General features: G+C 67.5%; 21 protein-coding genes. 11 read left to right on the top strand and 10 right to left on the bottom strand.

What is annotated here, in order from left to right:
• Positions 1 to 96 precede the first annotated feature (96 nt).
• From EJP67_RS05640 to EJP67_RS05630, 3 genes are all read right to left on the bottom strand, one after another.
• Positions 97 to 564 (bottom strand): DUF192 domain-containing protein, encoded by a 468-nt coding sequence (locus tag EJP67_RS05640; protein WP_126020307.1) that lies wholly within the window; start codon positions 562 to 564, stop codon positions 97 to 99.
• 98 nt (positions 565 to 662) lie between these two features.
• On the bottom strand, positions 663 to 860 hold the full coding sequence (locus tag EJP67_RS05635) for a hypothetical protein (protein WP_126020305.1): 198 nt from the start codon (positions 858 to 860) through the stop codon (positions 663 to 665).
• Positions 861 to 1,013: 153 nt separating this feature from the next.
• Positions 1,014 to 1,337: a cell envelope biogenesis protein TolA gene (locus EJP67_RS05630; protein WP_126020304.1), complete on the bottom strand. Its 324-nt coding sequence runs from the start codon at positions 1,335 to 1,337 to the stop codon at positions 1,014 to 1,016.
• A 219-nt stretch (positions 1,338 to 1,556) separates the two neighbouring features.
• Between EJP67_RS05630 and icd the strand changes: the two genes are divergently transcribed.
• The 8 genes from icd to EJP67_RS05590 all read left to right on the top strand — a co-directional run bounded on the left by icd (position 1,557) and on the right by EJP67_RS05590 (position 10,597).
• Complete coding sequence (gene icd, locus EJP67_RS05625) at positions 1,557 to 2,816, top strand: NADP-dependent isocitrate dehydrogenase (RefSeq protein WP_126020302.1); 1,260 nt, start codon at positions 1,557 to 1,559, stop codon at positions 2,814 to 2,816.
• Positions 2,817 to 3,065: 249 nt separating this feature from the next.
• The gene (clpS, locus tag EJP67_RS05620; RefSeq protein ID WP_126020469.1) at positions 3,066 to 3,425 is read left to right on the top strand and encodes an ATP-dependent Clp protease adapter ClpS; all 360 of its coding nucleotides are present in this window, start codon (positions 3,066 to 3,068) and stop codon (positions 3,423 to 3,425) included.
• Between the two features lie 67 nt (positions 3,426 to 3,492).
• Positions 3,493 to 5,814 (top strand): ATP-dependent Clp protease ATP-binding subunit ClpA, encoded by a 2,322-nt coding sequence (clpA, locus tag EJP67_RS05615; protein WP_126020299.1) that lies wholly within the window; start codon positions 3,493 to 3,495, stop codon positions 5,812 to 5,814.
• A gap of 114 nt (positions 5,815 to 5,928) precedes the next feature.
• Positions 5,929 to 7,374, top strand: a complete 1,446-nt coding sequence (gene cls / locus EJP67_RS05610; protein WP_126020298.1) for a cardiolipin synthase — start codon at positions 5,929 to 5,931, stop codon at positions 7,372 to 7,374.
• A complete protein-coding gene (sbcB, locus tag EJP67_RS05605) occupies positions 7,375 to 8,814 on the top strand; it encodes an exodeoxyribonuclease I (protein WP_126020296.1) in 1,440 nt (479 codons plus the stop codon).
• A 24-nt stretch (positions 8,815 to 8,838) separates the two neighbouring features.
• Positions 8,839 to 9,573, top strand: a complete 735-nt coding sequence (locus tag EJP67_RS05600; protein ID WP_206169449.1) for a CatB-related O-acetyltransferase — start codon at positions 8,839 to 8,841, stop codon at positions 9,571 to 9,573.
• Between the two features lie 27 nt (positions 9,574 to 9,600).
• Positions 9,601 to 10,047: a DUF3574 domain-containing protein gene (locus EJP67_RS05595; RefSeq protein ID WP_126020294.1), complete on the top strand. Its 447-nt coding sequence runs from the start codon at positions 9,601 to 9,603 to the stop codon at positions 10,045 to 10,047.
• On the top strand, positions 10,034 to 10,597 hold the full coding sequence (locus EJP67_RS05590) for a GNAT family N-acetyltransferase (protein ID WP_240650511.1): 564 nt from the start codon (positions 10,034 to 10,036) through the stop codon (positions 10,595 to 10,597). Before EJP67_RS05595 ends, EJP67_RS05590 begins: the two co-directional genes overlap by 14 nt.
• Before the next feature lie 13 nt (positions 10,598 to 10,610).
• Here the strand turns inward: EJP67_RS05590 and EJP67_RS05585 are convergent, their stop codons facing one another.
• Positions 10,611 to 11,033: a GFA family protein gene (locus EJP67_RS05585; protein WP_240650509.1), complete on the bottom strand. Its 423-nt coding sequence runs from the start codon at positions 11,031 to 11,033 to the stop codon at positions 10,611 to 10,613.
• A gap of 122 nt (positions 11,034 to 11,155) precedes the next feature.
• Between EJP67_RS05585 and EJP67_RS05580 the strand changes: the two genes are divergently transcribed.
• Positions 11,156 to 11,980, top strand: coding sequence for an NAD-dependent protein deacetylase (locus EJP67_RS05580; RefSeq protein ID WP_240650508.1), 825 nt, complete (start codon positions 11,156 to 11,158; stop codon positions 11,978 to 11,980).
• Here the strand turns inward: EJP67_RS05580 and EJP67_RS05575 are convergent.
• The 4 genes from EJP67_RS05575 to EJP67_RS05560 are packed head-to-tail and all read right to left on the bottom strand — an operon-like array spanning position 11,977 to position 14,471.
• Entirely contained in the window at positions 11,977 to 12,855 is an 879-nt protein-coding gene (locus tag EJP67_RS05575) for an alpha/beta hydrolase (RefSeq protein WP_126020288.1), read from the bottom strand. The two genes, EJP67_RS05580 and EJP67_RS05575, sit on opposite strands and share 4 nt — an antisense overlap.
• Positions 12,852 to 13,712 (bottom strand): sterol desaturase family protein, encoded by an 861-nt coding sequence (locus tag EJP67_RS05570; RefSeq protein WP_126020286.1) that lies wholly within the window; start codon positions 13,710 to 13,712, stop codon positions 12,852 to 12,854. The genes EJP67_RS05575 and EJP67_RS05570 overlap by 4 nt, the downstream gene beginning before the upstream one ends.
• 4 nt (positions 13,713 to 13,716) lie before the next feature.
• Positions 13,717 to 14,007, bottom strand: coding sequence for an EF-hand domain-containing protein (locus EJP67_RS05565; protein ID WP_126020284.1), 291 nt, complete (start codon positions 14,005 to 14,007; stop codon positions 13,717 to 13,719).
• A gap of 20 nt (positions 14,008 to 14,027) precedes the next feature.
• Positions 14,028 to 14,471 carry a hypothetical protein gene (locus tag EJP67_RS05560; RefSeq protein WP_126020282.1) on the bottom strand — a complete coding sequence of 148 codons (444 nt, stop codon included), beginning with the start codon at positions 14,469 to 14,471 and terminating at the stop codon, positions 14,028 to 14,030.
• 193 nt (positions 14,472 to 14,664) lie between these two features.
• Between EJP67_RS05560 and ompR the strand changes: the two genes are divergently transcribed.
• Positions 14,665 to 15,387: an osmolarity response regulator transcription factor OmpR gene (gene ompR / locus EJP67_RS05555; RefSeq protein ID WP_126020280.1), complete on the top strand. Its 723-nt coding sequence runs from the start codon at positions 14,665 to 14,667 to the stop codon at positions 15,385 to 15,387.
• A 10-nt stretch (positions 15,388 to 15,397) separates the two neighbouring features.
• On the top strand, positions 15,398 to 16,744 hold the full coding sequence (locus EJP67_RS05550) for an ATP-binding protein (RefSeq protein WP_126020278.1): 1,347 nt from the start codon (positions 15,398 to 15,400) through the stop codon (positions 16,742 to 16,744).
• A 9-nt stretch (positions 16,745 to 16,753) separates the two neighbouring features.
• Here EJP67_RS05550 and EJP67_RS05545 read toward each other — a convergent pair whose 3' ends face one another.
• Complete coding sequence (locus EJP67_RS05545; RefSeq protein ID WP_126020277.1) at positions 16,754 to 18,040, bottom strand: amidohydrolase family protein; 1,287 nt, start codon at positions 18,038 to 18,040, stop codon at positions 16,754 to 16,756.
• 30 nt (positions 18,041 to 18,070) lie between these two features.
• On the bottom strand, positions 18,071 to 18,526 hold the full coding sequence (locus tag EJP67_RS05540) for a hypothetical protein (protein WP_126020275.1): 456 nt from the start codon (positions 18,524 to 18,526) through the stop codon (positions 18,071 to 18,073).
• Between the last annotated feature and the right edge of the window lie 6 nt (positions 18,527 to 18,532).

The following is an 18,532-nucleotide window of genomic DNA, read 5'->3' as shown; positions in this document are numbered from 1 at the left end:
AGAACTTCGGCTGATCCCGCGTTCTGCCGAAAACGAAAAAGCCGACCATGGGTCGGCTTTTTTTTTGGCTTTTTGCTGGCTATGGACGGCCGGTGCTCATCGTTTGCCGGCCGCGAACAACTCGCCGCCGAGCTTCGCGCCCTTCTTGATGTTCTTCTTGGCGAACCACCCCTGGTTCATCTCGAGCACGTAGCGCACCGGCTCCTGCGAGCAATGCGTGTTCTCGGTCATGGGCTGCATGTCCGCGAGGTTGACGATGCGGCCGTCGTCGGCAACGAAGGCGGCGGTCAGCGGCAGGATCGTGTTGCGCATCCAGAAGCACTGCGTGGCGGGCTGCTCGAACACGAAGATCATGCCCTCGGCCTGCGGCATTTCCTTGCGGAACATCAGGCCGATTTCACGTTGCAGAGGGGTTTGCGCGACCTGCGCGTCGATCTTGTACAGCCCGATCGACAGCTGCGTGCGCGACAGATCGGTCTGGGGTTGCTGCTGGGCATGCGCCGGCATCATGAACGACGCGGATGCAAGGAGCGGGGGGAGCAGGGCGGCGAGGCGCTTGAGCATCGGACGACTCTTTCAGGGCGGGGCCAGGGCCCGGCCTGGATTGAAAAATACCAATAAAAATGCCCGCTGATGCGGGCATTGCCGGTGAGCGTGGAAGCTTACACCTTCTTGGCGGCGGCCGTGTGGGCCTTGGCCACGTGGCGAACCTTGTGCTTCTTGGCTGCGTGCTTCTTGGCCGAAGCGTGCTTGGCAGCCTTGGCGGCGGGAGCGGGAGCAGCCGGAGCGGGTTCGGCTTGTTGAGCGAAAGCGCCGACTGCGAAGAGACCGGCGACCAGGGCTGCGAGCAGCTTGTTCATGAACATATCCTTTGAAATTCGTTGATCTGGATTGCCCTCCCTGCGGAAGGTAGACATTCAACGGAGGCCACTGCACCCGGTTGACAGCAACGAGGGAGCCTCGGGCGAAAAAAAAGCGCTCCGAAGAGCGCTTCTTTTGCGGGGCAGGCCGAATTACTTCGGGGTGCCGCCTTGGGTCGACTTGCGCTTGACGCTGCCGTCCTTGTTGCGACGACGCTGGTCGCGGGTTTCGGCACGCTTCTCGCCAGAGGCAGCAGCCTTGTCGGCACCGATGGCGCCGCCTTCGGGGGTCTTGGCTTCGTCGCCAGCCGGGGCCTTGACCTGGCCAGCGGGCTTGGCAGCCTTCTTGGCTTCGGCGCGTTGCTGCGACTTGCTGTTGGTGGCGTTGCCTTGCTCGGGCGTCGTACCGGCCGGGTTCTGGGCGTAGGCGCCAGCGGCGAACAGGCCGGCGATCATGACTGCGAGAATTTTGCTCATTGATGATTCCTCTATCGAGAATTGGTTGGAAACGCCTCCCGGCGAGCAGAAGGTCAGCCACTAACGACGCCGTCGGGCCGCCGGTTGACAAACGCTTGCTGATGGGTTGCGTCTAAAATGTACAGCGATTTGTTCGCCGGCTGTACAGCTGAATACGCGCCGTGTCTGAATTCGCTGACAGTTGTCAAAAGTACGTCAATCCCGGAGCCGTCCCCTCTCATGACCAGTTATCAGCACATCAAAGTCCCGACCGAAGGCCAGAAGATCACGGTCAACGCCGACAACTCCCTCAATGTGCCTGACCAACCGATCATCCCCTTCATCGAGGGCGACGGTACCGGACTGGATATCACCCCGGTGATGCTGAAAGTGGTGGACGCCGCCGTGGCCAAGGCCTACGGCGGCAAGAAGAAGATCCACTGGATGGAGGTCTACGCCGGCGAGAAGTCGACCAAGGTCTACGGCCCCGACGTCTGGCTTCCCGAGGAAACGCTGCACGCCGTGCGCGACTACGTTGTTTCCATCAAGGGCCCGCTGACCACGCCCGTCGGCGGCGGCATCCGCTCCCTGAACGTCGCGCTGCGGCAGGAGCTCGACCTCTACGTCTGCCTGCGCCCCATCCAGTACTTCGAGGGCGTTCCCAGCCCGGTGCGCGAGCCGCACAAGACCAACATGGTGATCTTTCGCGAGAACTCGGAAGACATCTACGCCGGCATCGAGTTCGAGGCCGAAAGCGAGAAGGCGAAGAAGCTCATTAAGTTCCTGCAGGACGAGATGGGCGTCAAGAAGATCCGCTTCCCGAACACCTCTGGCATCGGCGTCAAGCCCGTATCGCGGGAAGGCACCGAGCGCCTCGTGCGCAAGGCGCTGCAGTACGCAATCGACAACGACAAGCCCAGCGTCACCCTGGTTCACAAGGGCAACATCATGAAGTTCACCGAAGGTGGCTTCCGTGACTGGGGCTACGGCCTCGCGGCCAAGGAGTTCGGTGCCGAACTGATCGACGGCGGCCCGTGGATGAAGTTCAAGAACCCGAAGACGGGCAAGGAGATCACCGTCAAGGACAGCATCGCCGATGCATTCCTGCAGCAGATCCTGCTGCGTCCCGCCGAATACAGCGTGATCGCCACGCTCAACCTCAACGGCGACTACGTGTCCGACGCCCTGGCCGCGCAGGTCGGCGGCATCGGCATCGCCCCGGGCGCGAACCTGAGCGACACCGTCGCCATGTTCGAGGCCACCCACGGCACGGCCCCCAAGTACGCTGGCAAGGACTATGTGAACCCCGGCTCCGAGATCCTCTCGGCCGAGATGATGCTGCGTCACATGGGCTGGAAGGAGGCCGCCGACCTGATCATCAGCTCGATGGAAAAATCCATCGCCAGCAAGAAGGTCACCTACGACTTCGCCCGCCTGATGGACGGCGCTACGCAGGTGAGCTGCTCGGGCTTCGGCCAGGTGATGATCGACAACATGTAATTGCTGCGCTTCGACGTCCATGGCGGCGTTGCGGTAAACGAGGAGCCCTTGAACTTTCCGGAAGGAATTCAAGGGCTTTTTGCTGCTTCTTCAGTCAATTGCTGCGGACTTTTTTGCCTAAAACTCCTGCCTGGGGCACCGTTGCGGAAATACTGTCGCAACGGCCGCAAACCCCTTGAATTGTCGGATACGCGCCACCACGTTTTTTTCGCTCGGCACGGCGCTGGCACGCTCTATAGAATGATTTTCATGGCAACGAGAATTCCAAAAACTCCCAGCGCTCCACCGGCCCAGAAACCGGCTGGGGACGACGGGGATTCGGTCGTCCTGGAGCGCCGGCCGCAGAAAACCGCGCCGCCCCAGATGTACCAGGTGGTGATGCTGAACGACGACTACACGCCCATGGAGTTCGTGATCGTCGTGCTCCAGGAATATTTCAGCAAGGATCGCGAAACCGCGACCCAGATCATGCTCAAGATCCACCTCGATGGCCGGGGCGTCTGTGGGGTCTATTCCCGCGACATGGCGGCCACCAAGGTCAACCAGGTAATGGAAGCCGCCCAGCAGGCGGGGCATCCACTCCAGTGCGTCAGTGAACCTGTTGCATGAACCAGTTGAATTGCGCAAGCTCCAACCCATCTGAGAACTTATTTACAGCAAGGCAAAAGGAAATCACATGATTGCCCAGGAACTGGAAGTCAGCTTGCACATGGCCTTCGTAGAGGCCCGGCAGCAACGCCACGAGTTCATCACCGTGGAACATCTGCTGCTCGCTTTGCTGGACAACCCGAGCGCCGCGGAAGTTCTGCGCGCCTGCTCGGCCAACGTCGACGACCTGCGGGCGTCGCTCACCAACTTCATCAAGGACAACACGCCCCAGGTGGCGGGTACCGACGATGTCGACACCCAGCCCACCCTGGGTTTCCAGCGCGTGATCCAGCGCGCCATCATGCATGTGCAGTCCACCGGCAACGGCAAGAAGGAAGTCACCGGCGCCAACGTGCTGGTCGCGATCTTCGGCGAGAAGGACTCGCACGCCGTGTACTACCTGCACCAGCAGGGCGTCACCCGCCTCGACGTGGTCAACTTCATCGCCCACGGCATCAAGAAGAGCGATCCGCCGGAAGCCGTCAAGGGCAGCGGCGAAGCTCCCTCGGGCGAAGGTGAAGAGGGCGGCGGCGAGCGCAACGAGAAGGCTTCGCCGCTCGAGCAGTTCACCCAGAACCTCAACCAGATGGCCAAGGACGGCAAGATCGATCCGCTGATCGGCCGCGAGTACGAGGTCGAGCGCGTCATCCAGATCCTGTGCCGCCGGCGCAAGAACAACCCGCTGCTGGTGGGCGAAGCCGGCGTGGGCAAGACCGCCATCGCCGAGGGCCTCGCATGGCGCATCACGCAGGGCGACGTGCCGGAGATCCTGGCCGAGTCGAACGTGTTCTCGCTCGACATGGGCGCGTTGCTGGCCGGCACCAAGTACCGCGGCGATTTCGAGCAGCGCCTGAAGGGCGTGCTCAAGTCGCTCAAGGACAAGCCGAACGCCATCCTCTTCATCGACGAGATCCACACCCTGATCGGTGCGGGCGCAGCCTCGGGTGGCACGCTCGACGCGTCGAACCTGCTCAAGCCGGCGCTTTCCAGCGGTCAGCTCAAGTGCATCGGCGCGACCACCTTCACCGAATACCGCGGCATCTTCGAGAAGGACGCGGCCCTGTCGCGCCGTTTCCAGAAGGTCGACGTGGTCGAGCCGTCGGTGCAGGAAACCGTCGACATCCTGAAGGGCCTGAAGTCGCGCTTCGAGGAGCACCATGGCGTGAAGTACGCCGTGGCGGCTCTGCAGGCCGCGGCCGAGCTCAGCGCGAAGTACATCAATGACCGTCACCTGCCCGACAAGGCGATCGACGTCATCGACGAAGCCGGCGCCGCCCAGCGCATCCTGCCGCCGAGCAAGCGCAAGAAGACCATCAGCAAGACCGAGGTCGAGGAAATCGTCGCGAAGATCGCGCGCATTCCCCCGGCCAACGTCAGCAACGACGACCGCAGCAAGCTGCAGACCATCGAGCGCGACCTCAAGAGCGTGGTGTTCGGCCAGGACAAGGCGCTCGAAGTGCTCGCCTCGGCGGTCAAGATGGCTCGCTCTGGCCTGGGCAAGGGCGACAAGCCGATCGGCTCGTTCCTGTTCTCCGGTCCCACCGGTGTGGGCAAGACCGAAGCCGCGAAGCAACTCGCCTACATCATGGGTATCGAGCTGATCCGCTTCGACATGTCGGAATACATGGAGCGCCATGCGGTGAGCCGCCTGATCGGCGCGCCTCCGGGCTACGTCGGTTTCGACCAGGGCGGCCTGCTGACCGAGGCCATCACGAAGAAGCCGCACGCGGTGCTGCTGCTCGACGAAATCGAGAAGGCGCACCCGGACATCTTCAACGTGCTGCTGCAGGTCATGGACCATGGCACGCTGACCGACAACAACGGGCGCAAGGCCGACTTCCGCAACGTCATCATCATCATGACGACGAACGCGGGCGCCGAGACCATGAACAAGGCGACGATCGGCTTCACCAACCCGAGGCAGGCCGGCGACGAAATGGGCGACATCAAGCGCCTGTTCTCGCCCGAGTTCCGCAACCGGCTGGACGCCATCGTCAACTTCAAGGCGCTCGACGAACAGGTCATCCTGCGCGTGGTCGACAAGTTCCTGCTGCAGCTGGAGACCCAGCTCGGCGAGAAGAAGGTGGAAGTCACCTTCAGCGACAAGTTGCGCAAGCACCTGGCGAAGAAGGGCTTCGATCCGCTGATGGGCGCACGCCCGATGCAGCGCCTGATCCAGGACACGATCCGCCGTGCGCTGGCCGACGAGCTGCTGTTCGGACGCCTGACCGACGGTGGCCGCCTCGAAGTCGACCTCGACGACAAGGACGAAGTGCTGCTCGACATCCAGCCCCTTCCGAAGAAGGAAGGCAAGCAGAAACCCGAAGCAGAGGAAGCAGCGGCAGGCTGAATGAGCCCGTAGCGGTTTCTGCAATGAAGTCAAAGGCCGGTAGCATCGCTACCGGCCTTTTTCTTTGCGGCCACGCATATCGAACCGCGCACCAGCACCAACCGTTTTTCCGCCTTGATCCTCCCCGAACTCAGCCACGAATGGAAAACCGGCCTCTCCCTGGCATGGAGCGGCTACATCGCGGTGTTGTCGGTCTGGATCGTGATGCAGAAGCGCGCGCCGGTCTCGACGATGAGCTGGATCCTCTCGCTGGCGCTGCTGCCGTTCGCGGGCTTCGTCGTCTACTACTTCCTCGGGCCGCAGCGGCTGAAGAAGCAGCGCCTGAAGCGCCTGCGCAGCCGCGCCAGTGCCTTCGCCCAGGCCGACGTGGCGCGGCTGCGCGACGCGGCGCGCGACGCTCCTCCAGCGCTGCAACAGATGGCCAAGCTGGGCACCGCGACCTGCGGCCTGCCGGTGTCCAGCGCGCTCGATGTCGAACTGCTCTCCGGCGGCGCGCGCACCTTCGACGCGATCTTCGACGCCGTGCGCGCCGCGCGGAACCACATCCACCTCGAGTACTACATCTTCGAGCCCGACCGCATCGGCACCGCGCTGCGCGACCTTCTGATCGAACGCGCGAAGGAGGGCGTGACGGTGCGCCTGCTGATCGACGCGCTGGGCTCCAAGCGCATAGGCCGCAAGTTCATGGCGCCGATGCTCGACGCGGGCGTCAAGGTGGCGCTGTTCCACGACACCAAGATCGGACGCCGCCTGCGCCCTGTGACCAACTACCGCACCCACCGCAAGATCGTGGTGTGCGACGGCCGCGTGGGCTTCACCGGCGGCGTGAACATCACCGACGAGGAAGACAAGCGCACCAACCCCGACGCGTATCACGACGTGCACCTGCGCGTCGAAGGCAGCGCGGTGCGCTGGCTGCAGACCACCTTCCTCGAAGACTGGACCTACGCCACAGGCGAAGATCCGCGCGGCATGGACGACGCGCTGAACGCCATGCTGCCGCAGCTGGAGGCCGGCGACATCCCGGTGCAGATCGTCACCAGCGGCCCCGACAGCCCGATGGAAGCCATCCACCGCATGCACGTCGAGGCCATCCATTCGGCCACGCACCGCGCCTGGCTCACCACGCCGTACTTCGTGCCCGGCGAGCCCGCGCTGATGGCGCTCACGAGCGCCGCGCTGCGCGGTGTCGACGTGCGCCTGCTGGTGCCGCGGCGCAGCGACTCGGCCGTCGTGAGCGCCGCCGCGCGTTCGTACTTCGACGAGCTGATCGCCGCCGGCGTGAAGGTCTGGGAGTACAAGGCGCGCATGCTCCATTCCAAGACCCTGGTGGTGGACGACCATTGCGCGATGATCGGCACCGCCAATTTCGACAACCGCAGCTTCCGCCTCAACTTCGAGGTCTGCGCGGTGGTCTACGGCCCCGAGCTGACCCGCCCGCTGGCGGCGCAGTTCGAGACCGACCTGCACAGCTCCGGCGCGGTGCGCGCCAACCGGCGCCAGGGTTTCTGGCGCCGCCTCGGCGACGCGATCGCACGCCTGTTTTCACCCTTGCTCTGAATGAACCACACCTTTCTCTGGCACGACTACGAAACCTTCGGCGCGGTGCCGCGCCGCGACCGTCCCTCGCAGTTCGCGGCCATCCGCACGGACGCCGAGCTCAACGAAGTCGGCGAGCCGCTGATGATCTACTGCAAGCCCGCGCCGGACTACCTGCCCAGCCCCGAGGCCTGCCTCATCACCGGCATCACGCCGCAGCTGTGCCTGGAGCGCGGCATTCCCGAGCATGAGTTCGCCGCCCGAATCGAGAAGGCGTTCTCGCAGCCCGGCACCATCGGCGTGGGCTACAACACCATCCGCTTCGACGACGAGGTCACGCGCTTCCTGTTCTGGCGCAACCTGATCGACCCGTACGCGCGCGAATGGCAGAACGAATGCGGCCGCTGGGACCTGCTGGACGTGGTGCGCCTCACTTATGCGCTGCGCCCAGAGGGCATCGAGTGGCCGAAGAAGGAGGACGGCAAGCCCAGCTTCAAGCTCGAAGACCTGGCACGCGCCAACGGCCTGCTGCACGAATCGGCGCACGATGCGCTGTCGGACGTGCGCGCCACCATCGCGCTGGCGCGCCTCATCCGCAGCAAGCAGCCCAAGCTGTTCGACTTCGCCTTCGGCCTGCACAGGAAGGACCGCGTCGCCACCGAGCTGGGCCTGCCCGCGACGCGCGAGACCGCCAAGCCCTTCCTGCACGTCTCGGGCATGTTCCCGGTCGAGCGCGGCTGCCTTGCAGTGATGTGGCCGCTGGCCAGCCACCCCACCAACAAGAACGAACTGCTGGCCTGGGACCTGGCCCACGACCCCAGCGAGCTGCGCGACATCGACGTCGAGACGCTGCGGCTGCGCCTCTTCACCCGCACGGCCGACCTGCCCGAGGGCGTGGTGCGCCTGCCGATCAAGGGCGTGCACCTCAACAAGTCGCCGATGGTGGTCGGCAACCTGCGCACGCTCGCGGCGCCCATGGCCGAGCGCTGGGGCGTCGATCTCGAAGCGGCGATGCGCCACGCGGCCATTGCGCGCGACCTGCCCGACATGAGCGCGATCTGGTCGCAGGTCTACGCCCGGCCCAGGGAGGCCACGCCCGATGTCGACGAAGACCTGTACGGCGGCTTCGTCGGCAACGCCGACCGGCGGCGCCTGAACCAGCTGCGCGGCTTGTCGCCAGAGGAGCTGGCCAAGGATCGCACGGGCTTCGACGATGGCCGTCTGGAAGAAATCCTCTTCCGCTATCGCGCGCGCAACTGGCCGCAGCTGCTGAACGAGGACGAGACCGAGCGCTGGGAATCGCTGCGTGTCGCGAAGCTCTTCAAGGGCGAGGGCGGGGCGCGCACCATCGAGATGCTGTTCAGCGAAGTCGACGCGCTCTCCGAGAACGCCGATGAGCGTGGAGAAGAGATCCTCGGCGCGCTCTACGAATACGCCGAGGCCATCGCGCCCGAGGCCTGAGCAACGCAACCGAGCGCCCAGCCCATGAGCCTGACGATCAACGCCGAACTGTCGAAGGGGCTCGAAAGCTACGGGCTCTTCCTGTCCGACGGCTGCCTTCTGCCGACGCCGTTCCGCTTCGAGACTCCGGTGCGCATCTGGCACTCGGCCCAGCTGCATGCGAGTTGCTCCGTGGGTGCGTATACGAGCATCTCGCCCGGCGCGCTGCTCGTCGACGTGCGCATGGGGCGCTATTGCTCCATCGGCGACGGCGTGCAGACCCTGTCGGACCATCCGGCCGACTGGTTCACCACGCACATGCTGGCCTATGCGCCGAATTTCCCCGAGCCGTACCGCCACCAGTCGGTCGGCCAGTTTCCGTCGCACTCGCCGGTGACCATCGGCAACGACGTGTGGATCGGCTCGCGCGTCAGCCTCAAGAGCGGCATCGCCATCGGCGACGGCGCGGTGATCGGCGCGGGCGCGGTGGTGACGCGCGACGTGGCGCCCTTCACCGTGGTGGGCGGCGTGCCTGCCAAGGTGATCCGCCAGCGCTTTCCCGACACACTGGTCGAGCGCATCCGCGCCTGCCCCTGGTGGGACTGGGACCTGCGCACTCTGGCGCTGGACTGGCAGCGCCCCGAAGCCGCCCAGTCGATGCTGGAGGAGGCCGTTGCCGAAAACCGCCTTTCGCGCTGGAATCCCGGCTGGCGGCTGCTCGACCGCGGCCAGCCGCCCGCCGAGGGCCAGCCCGCGCCGCTGGTCTTTCTGCCGGGCTGAACAACGACGATGCAAGGAGGTGCGCGCATGACAACCAGAAGAGCGACCCTGTCTGCTGTCCGCGTCGCGCTTGCGGCCGCCCTGGCGCTGGCCGGCTGCGGCACCTTGCCGCCCCCGGGGGCCGGCGGCGCAAGGGCCTGCGGGAGCGGCTTCGAGACCTTCGAGCGCGACACCCTGTTTTTCGGCCGTGCCATTCCCTCGGGCGGCCAGGTGTCGGACGCCGAGTGGACCGCCTTCCTCGACGGCACCGTGACACCCGCGTTCCCGCAGGGCCTGACGGTGATCGATGCGGCGGGCCAGTGGCGAGGCGTGTCGGGCGAAGTGGTGCGCGAGCGCTCCAAGCTGGTCGTGCTGCTGCATGCGCGCAGCGAGAAGGACGACGCCGCCATCGCCGCCATCATCGGCGCGTACCGCCAGAGGTTCGCGCAGGAAGCCGTGCTGCAGGAGAGGCAGGCTGTCTGTGTCCGTTTCTGAGGCCTTGCCGCGCGATCGCAACGTCGTCCGCCGCCTGAGCGCGGCCGACGCCGAGGCCTATCGCGCCGTGATGCTCGACGCCTACGCCAGGCACCCCAGCGCCTTCACCTCCACGGTGGAGGAGCGTGCCGCCTTGCCGCTGAGCTGGTGGATGGAGCGCCTCGGGGCCGCAGATGGTGCGAGCGGCGACAGCGTGGTCTACGGCGCATTCGACGACAGCGGCGCGCTGGTCGGCGCGGCTGGCCTGAGCTTCGAGACGCGCGAGCGAGCCAGCCACAAGGCCACGCTGTTCGGCATGTCGGTGAAGGCCTCTGCGCGACGCGTGGGCTTCGGCCGCCGGCTGGTGCTGGCCTTGCTCGACCACGCGCGGGCGCGCGCCGGCCTGCGGGTGGTGCAGCTCACCGTCACCGAAGGCAACGAAGCCGCGCAGAAACTCTACGAGGACTGCGGCTTCCGCAGCTTCGGCGTCGAGCCGATGGCCATTGCGCTCGGTGGTGCCTTGCTTGGAAAGGTGCACATGTGGTGCGACCTCGGCGAGGGCCGGGCCTGACCCTTGGAGCTTGTCAGGCCGATGGCGCGGGTTCCGCGTCCGCCGCAGGCAGCCCGCTCAGGTTCTCGGACCACGCCAGCGCCGAGCGGCACCATATCCGGCGGCGCGGGGCCAGCAGTGCGCGCTGCGCCAGCGGGCCGATGCGAAGCGTGTAGCTGGGAGGCGTGTCGCTGTCGGCACTGGCCCAGACCGGCGTACCGCAGTTCTCGCAGAAGCTCTGCCGGCGCAGCACGCCGCTGTCGGCCGTCTTCACGTAGCCGCGGGGCTTGCCGCTCAGCAGCCTGAAGCCGGCGGCGGGCACCGTCACCGACACGCGATACGCCGTGCCCGAGAGCACCTGGCAGTCGGTGCAGTTGCACAGCCCGACCTTCTCGGGATCGACCTCGGCTTCGTAGCTGATCCGGCCGCAATGGCAGGCGCCCTGTACTTTCATCATGCGAACTGGCTCCTTCGAGGGAAAGACCGCCATCCTAGGAACGCAGGCTGCCGTACGCAATGCCGGCTGCCGCCAATCCCCGGCGCGAGCGGCCCACGGCGCGCCCACGTATGCTCGCCCGCATGGACGCCAATTCCGCCGCGCTGGCCGACTTCGCCACGCGCCACCGCAAGCTCTTCGTGCTCACCGGCGCAGGCTGCAGCACCGAATCGGGCATTCCCGACTACCGCGACCTCGACGGCGAGTGGAAGCGCCCGTCGCCCGTCACCTACCAGGCCTTCATGGGCGAGCAATCCACGCGCAAGCGCTACTGGGCGCGCAGCCTGATCGGCTGGCCGACCATGGCGGGCGCACGGCCCGGCGCCGCGCACCGCGCGCTGGCGAAGCTGGGCGACGCGGGGCGCGTCGGCCTGCTGCTCACGCAGAACGTCGACGGCCTGCACGATGCGGCCGGCAGCCGCGGCACCGTCGACCTGCACGGGCGTATCGACACCGTGCGCTGCATGGGCTGCGAGCGGCGCACGCCGCGCTCCGAACTGCAGCTCGAACTGCGGCGGCGCAACCCGCGCTGGGCCGAGCTGGAAGCCCGCGCCGCACCCGACGGCGACGCCGACCTCGAAGGCCGCGATTTCTCCACTTTCGACGTGCCCGCCTGCCCGCACTGCGGTGGCCTGCTCAAGCCCGACGTGGTGTTCTTCGGAGAGAGCGTGCCGAAGGAGCGCGTCGCAGCCGCCTTCGCCGCGCTGGAGGAGGCCGATGCGGTGCTCGTGGCTGGCTCTTCGCTGATGGTCTATTCGGGCTTCCGCTTCGTGCAGGCGGCCGCCGCGGCAGGCAAGCCGGTGGCGGCCGTGAACCTGGGGCGCACGCGGGCCGATGCGCTGCTTTCGCTGAAGGTCGAGCAGCCTGTCGGCGAGGCGCTGACGACGCTCGCGCGGCAGCTGGCCTAGCTCCGGCCGGGCGTCCCGGTCAGCGAGCGGACGAAGGCATCCACCGCCGAGGTGTATGCGCCGGGCTGCCCCAGTTCGTCGTTGATCTGCGCGTGCGAAAGATCTTCCGGCACCACCTCCGCACGGCCACCCGTTGCCCCGATGCGTGCCGCGAACTGCCGCGCCTGCGTGCACGAGCCGTCGCGGCGCTGCGTGGAGCACACCAGCAGCATCGGCGGCGCGCCAGGTGCGAGCGCGTCGGAGGGCGATACGCTGCGCCAGAAGGCGGGGTCGCTGCCGAACACGCGGTCGTAGAAGGGCATGTGCCGGCGCTGCATCAGCGCGGCCGTGTCCAGCGCCGCGCTGTCGAGCGCCACAGTGCCGAGCCAGGGGCGGGCGCCTTGCTGCCGCGCGATGGAAGGCGATGCGCTGAGCAGCGCGACGAGGTGCGCGCCAGCCGAATGGCCCATGAGCACGAAGCGGCCGGCGTCGCCACCCCACGACGGTGCATTCGCCTGCGCGGTGGCGACGGCACGCGCCACGTCCTGCGCCTGCTGCATCACGTCGACCTGCGGCACGAAGCGATAGCCCACCGAAACCAGGATGAGACCCTGCTCGCGCACCCAGTGCTCGACCTTCCGGTCGACCACCGATGCGGCGGCCTTGTCGCCAAGCATCCAGGCGCCGCCGTGGACCATCACGAGCACCGGCGCGCCGTGCTGCACCTTTGGCGGCAGGTAGACGTCCATGCGCTGGCGTGCATCGGGGCCGTAGGGCTGGTCGGCCAGCAGCCGCACGCCGGGTAGCGAGATCGGCGAACCGGACGGCTGCGCCGCCGCGGGAAAGAACGCCGCCATGCACAGCCAGGCTGCGCAGATCTGCAGCAGACGCGTCATGACAAGGCTCCCGGTGGACCGAAAAGGGTCGATATCTTCGCGCGCCACCCCTTGGCTCGCCGCAGGTCGCGGCCCAGGTTCGCCCATTCGTGGAAGGCAATACGCAGCGGGTTGTGGGTGAGCAGCGGCGTGGTCAGGCCATAGCGCAGCTGCACGCCGTCTCTTTCCTGCGCGAAGGTGCCGAACATCCGGTCGAACACGATCAGCACGCCGCCGTAGTTGCGGTCGAGGTATTCCGGGTTCGACGCGTGATGCACCTTGTGGTGCGTCGGCGTGTTCAGCACCCATTCGAGCGGCCCAAGGCGCGGCATCCACGGCGCGTGCAGCCAGAACTGGTAGAGCAGGTTGGCGGCCAGCGTGGCCACCACCGCCAGCGGCGGAAACCCCAGCCACACGAGCGGCGCGAAGAACAGGGCGGTGCCGGTGAGCTTGCCCGTCCAGCCCAGGCGCAGTGCGGCGGCCAGCGTGAGTTCGTTGGGCGAGTGGTGTACCGCGTGCGTGGCCCAGAACCAGCGCACCCGGTGCGCCGCGCGGTGATACCAGTAGTAGCAGAACTCCTGCCCCACGAAGAGCAGTGCGAAGGCCGCTGGCGTCGACAGCGAAATGGTGTCGACCCGGTTCGCATGCGCCCATGCCAGCACCGGCGCGGCAATCGACAGGCCCAGCGCGTCGACCGCGCGCCGGCCCACCGCGTCGGCCAGCGAGGCGCCGTAGGCACGCCAGTCGTAGGCCCGGCGCCGCACGAAGCTCTGGACCAGGCCTTCCAGCGTGGCCGCGGCCAGCACGAAGACAAGCAGGCCGGTCAGCCAGGCCGTGGCGCCGGGGCCCATGGATTCACGGATCGCATCGAAGGACATGGTGCTATCTCTGCCGCGTGCCGCGTTGCTGGGTCATGGCATAGGCCTCTATCTGCTGGATCGTCACGCTGCCCGCACGGGCGCTGTCGATGGCGTCGAAGTTGCGGTAGACCCACGGCATCTTGCCACGGGCTTCGTCGCGGGTGAGGCGGCCGTCGACGTCGATGTCCGCGGCGCCGAAGCGCTTGTGCAGCTCGGTGCGCATCTGCGTGGCATGGCCTGCATCGGGCGTCCGGGCGCAGGCGGCGAAGGACGCCGTTGCCAGCGCCAGCAGGAGGGCGTGACTGGTCTTCATGGTTTCTCTCCCCCCCGGCATCAACGGCAGGGAATGACCGCGCCGGCCGCGCTGTAGCAGGTGGCGCTGTGCGTCAGGCCGCTGCCGCTGCTGTAGCTGGTGCTGCTCTGCACGCTGTTGCCGGTGACGGCGCTCGTGGCGGTGGAGCTGCGGGTCTGGGTCAGGTTGCCCGATGCGTCGCGGCTCGCGCTGCCGCTGCTGGTCACGCTGCCGCGTGCGCCGGTCGCCGCGAAGCCGCTGCGGTGGCTGGCCGAACCGTCGGGGTTGACGGAGGTCGTGCCCGCACGCGCGGCGTAGCCTCCGTAGGGTCCGCGCACCGCCCGCATGTTCGTGGCGGTGGTGCCGCCCGCAGAGTTGGGCCGCACCACATGCCGGCTGGCCGCGCCGGCATCGGAGGCCGCGCTGGCCGCCAGCATCGCGCCGGCCAGCATGGCGGAGGTGGACAGGGAAAGAACGCGCTTCATGTTCGGAACTCCTCGCAGTACCGGCCCCGCACCTCGCGAGGCCATGGCGGCGACTGTGGCCGCGAGATGTGAGCCAGCCATGGCGCGGGCAGGTGCGTTCATGACAATCCGTGAGCGCTTCTCCGGATCGTGTCATCGTTTGTCATGATTTCCCGCGCGACCGGGCAGCGCGGCCGCCGTTACGATCCGCCGCATGACCGAAGCGCTGGCCCGTATCCTGATTGCCGACGACGAGGCCGACCTGCGCGCGCTGCTGCAGCGCTACCTGGGCGACCAGGGCTATGCCGTGCGTACCGTCGAGAGCGCACAGCCGCTCGACAAGCTGCTCGCGCGCGAGCGTTTCGACGTGCTGGTGCTCGACATCATGATGCCGGGCGAGGACGGCCTGGCCGTGTGCCGACGGCTGCGCGCCCAGGGCGAGACCATTCCCATCCTCATGCTCACCGCGCGCGGCGACCCGGTCGACCGCATCGTCGGCCTCGAGATGGGCGCCGACGACTACTTGCCCAAGCCTTTCAACCCGCGCGAACTTCTGGCGCGCATCCAGGCGCTGGTGCGCCGCCAGCGCATGCTGGGCGCGCACGCCGGGCCCGTGCCCGCGCAGGAAAGCGTGCGCTTCGGCATGTTCACGCTGCACCTCGGAGAGCGGCGCCTCGAACGCGAATCGGACGGCATGAAGGAAAACATTCCGCTGACCACCGGCGAATTCGCCCTGCTGCAGGCGCTGGCGCTCAACGCCAACCGGCCGCTGGGCCGCGAGCGCCTGATCGAGATGGCCCACGGCCGTGACCATGAAGCGACCGACCGCAGCATCGACGTGCAGGTGATGCGGCTGCGCAAGCTGATCGAGGCCGACTCCGCGCAGCCGCGCCACATCCGCACCGTCTGGGGCGTGGGCTACCTGTTCGTGCCATGAGAGGCGCGCCATGAAGTTCCTTCCCCACAGCCTGTTCGGACGCAATGCGCTGCTGATCGTCCTGCTGATCGTGCTGGGCCAGCTCGGCGGCGCGCTGCTGCTTCGGGAGATGGTGCTCAAGCCCCGCCTGGACCAGATCGCCGAAAGCGTGGCGCGCAATGTGGGCGCGATCCGCTCCGGCCTGCTGGCGCTGCCGCCCGCGCAGCGGCCGGCCTTCGTCGAGGGCTTCAATCGCCAGGCGCTGGCTGGCCGGGCCGATCGCGCAAGGCGGGCGAGCGAGGCGGGTGAGGTGGGTGAGGGCCCGCGCCCGATGCTCACGCCGCTGGAGCGCAGCTTCGTGCGCTCGGTGTCGGCGCGTATCGCCAGCCTCGGTGTCGAGGCCGTCTGGCGCCGCGAGGAGGACGGCGGCCTCGCCCTGCGGCTGACGCTCGACGGCAGCGAGCACTGGATCGTGATGCCGGGCGTGCTGCCGGCGCGCGAGTTCACGGGGGCGCTGGTGGCGGTGTCGATAGGCAGTGCGCTGCTCGCCCTGGCGGGAGCGCTGTGGTTCCAGCGCCGGCTCAACAGGCCGCTGGTGCGCGTGGTGCAGGCCGCGCAGACGCTGGCTGGGGGCCGCGAGCCCCCGCCGCTGCCCGAAGACGGCCCGACCGAGGTGGCGACCGTGAGCCGCAGCTTCAATCAACTGGTGAGCAGCCTGCGCCAGACCGAACGCGAGCGCGCCCTGATGCTGGCCGGCATCTCCCACGACCTTCGCACACCGCTCACCAAGCTGCGCCTGGGGGTGGAAATACTGCGCGAGCGCATGGAGCCTGAACTCGTGAGCAGCATGACGCGCAGCGTGGAGGAAATGGACGCCATCGTGGGCCAGTTTCTCGACTTTGCGCGAAGCGAGGGGGACGAGAGGCCGGTAGCGACGTCGCTCGACGACATGGCTCGCTCGCTGGCGGCAGCCTGCGCCGACCATGGCCGCCCGGTGGCGCTGCAGTTGGGCGGCGTGCCCGCGCTCGCGTTGCGCCCGCAAGCCATGCGGCGCGCCATCGACAACCTGATCGAGAACGCCTGGCGGCACGGCAGGCCGCCGGTCACGCTGTCGACCAGGGTGGATGGAAAAGAGGTGATCGTCGAGGTCATCGACCGTGGCGATGGCATCGATCCCCGCGAGGCCGACGAGCTCAGGCAGGCATTCCGTCGCGGTCAGGCTGACCGCAGCGGCGTGGCCGGCGCGGGTCTCGGCCTGGCGATCGTGCAGCGCGTCGCGCAGGCACACGGCGGGTGGCTCGAGCTCGAGACGCCGCCCGGTGCGGGCCTGCATGCACGGCTGCGCTTGCCGATGCAGATCGTGCCGGGCGGCACGTAGCCTTCGGACTCAGCCCTGGCGCTTCGGCGCCATCCAGCTCGTCGAGGCGCCCCGGCCCGGAAGGTGCAGGCTGGCCGTGGCGGCCGGCGTCTCGGCCAGCAGGCGGCCCTTGCGGAACACCTTGAGCCGCGCGGCGCGCAGGCGTATCGCCTCGACCGGGTCGCGCGCCTGCAGCAGCACGAAGCTCGCGTCGCGGCCGGCCTCGAGGCCGTAGTTCTCCAGGTGCATCACACGCGCCGCGTTGGTCGTCACCGCCTCGAAGCACTGGCGGATGCCGTCCTGGCTCGTCATCTGCGCCACGTGCAGGCCCATGTGCGCCACTTCGAGCATGTCGCCCGAGCCCATGCCGTACCAGGGGTCCATCACGCAGTCGTGGCCGAAGGCGACGTTCACGCCGGCCGCCATGAGTTCGGGCACCCGCGTCATGCCGCGGCGCTTGGGGTAGGTGTCGTGGCGGCCCTGCAGAGTGATGTTGATGAGCGGGTTGGACACCACCGACACGCCGCTCTGCGCGATCAGCGGCAGCAGCTTGCTCACGTAGTAGTTGTCCATCGAGTGCATCGAGGTGCAGTGCGAGCCGGTCACGCGGCCCTGCAGCGCGAGGCGCTGGGTTTCGAAGGCCAGCGTCTCGATGTGGCGCGAAAGCGGGTCGTCCGACTCGTCGCAGTGCATGTCGACCAGCTTGCCGCGCGCCGCGGCGATCTCGCACAGCAGCTTCACGCTCGCCGCTCCCTCGGCCATGGTGCGCTCGAAATGCGGAATGCCGCCGACCACGTCCACGCCCTTGTCGAGCGCGCGCTCCAGGTTCTCGACGCCGCCGGGCGAGCGCAGCACGCCGTCCTGCGGAAAGGCGACCAGCTGCAGGTCGAGATACGGCGCCACCTTGCGCTTGACCTCCAGCAGCGCATCGACTGCCAGCAGGCTGGGGTCGCTGGTGTCCACGTGCGAGCGCACGGCCAGCAATCCCTTGGCCACCGCCCAGTCGCAGTACGCCAGTGCGCGCTCGATCAGCGCGTCTGCCGTCAGCAGCGGCTTGAGTTCGCCCCATAGCGCGATGCCCTCGAGCAGAGTGCCGCTCTGGTTGACGCGCGGCAGGCCGTAGCTCAGCGTGGCGTCCATGTGGAAATGAGGGTCGACGAAGTGGGGCGCGAGCAGCAGGCCCTGCGCGTCGAGCGTTTCGTGTGCCGGCGCATCCAGGCCCTGAGTGATTTCGGCGATGCGTCCGCCCTGCACGGCGACCGACATGCCGGTGCGGCCGTCGGGGAGGGTGGCGTTGGTGATGAGGAGGTCGAGCATCGTGGGGGCCTTTTCCTGTTCCTCGCGAGGCTATCGGAGAGCCCAGCGGTTGTTCCGGTTGTGGATGTAGATGTACACGTTGTCGCTGCGGTCGCGGGCGACGCCGGCACGGCCCCAGGGGAATGCCGCCGGGTTGCGGGAAACGCCCATGGAGGCCAGCCAGCGCTCGTGGAAGCGATAGCGCTGGTCTACGCTGCCGTAGAAGTCGGCTTCCTCGAGCTTGCGCAGGGCGGGCGTCGTGAGAGTCAGGGAGCAGCTGACCAACAGCAGTTCTTCGAAGCGCAGCATGAGCTGCACGGCCATGTCGCCGGATGTCGTGGTTGCGCGTGCGAAGACGCAGTCGACGAGCCGGCCTTCGACAAGCACGGCCTGGGCCGTCCGTGCGAAAGAGTCTGGCAGGCTGTCGGCGCGGGTGTCGGTACAGGCAACGACGCCGGCCGCCGAGAGACAGCCGTTCGTCGTGTCCAGATGGAGTGCCGTGTTCACCTCACC

Origin of the sequence: Variovorax guangxiensis (assembly GCF_003952165.1) — a bacterium.
GTDB classification, from domain to species: domain Bacteria; phylum Pseudomonadota; class Gammaproteobacteria; order Burkholderiales; family Burkholderiaceae_C; genus Variovorax; species Variovorax guangxiensis.
This window is presented reverse-complemented; position numbering and strand designations above follow the sequence as displayed.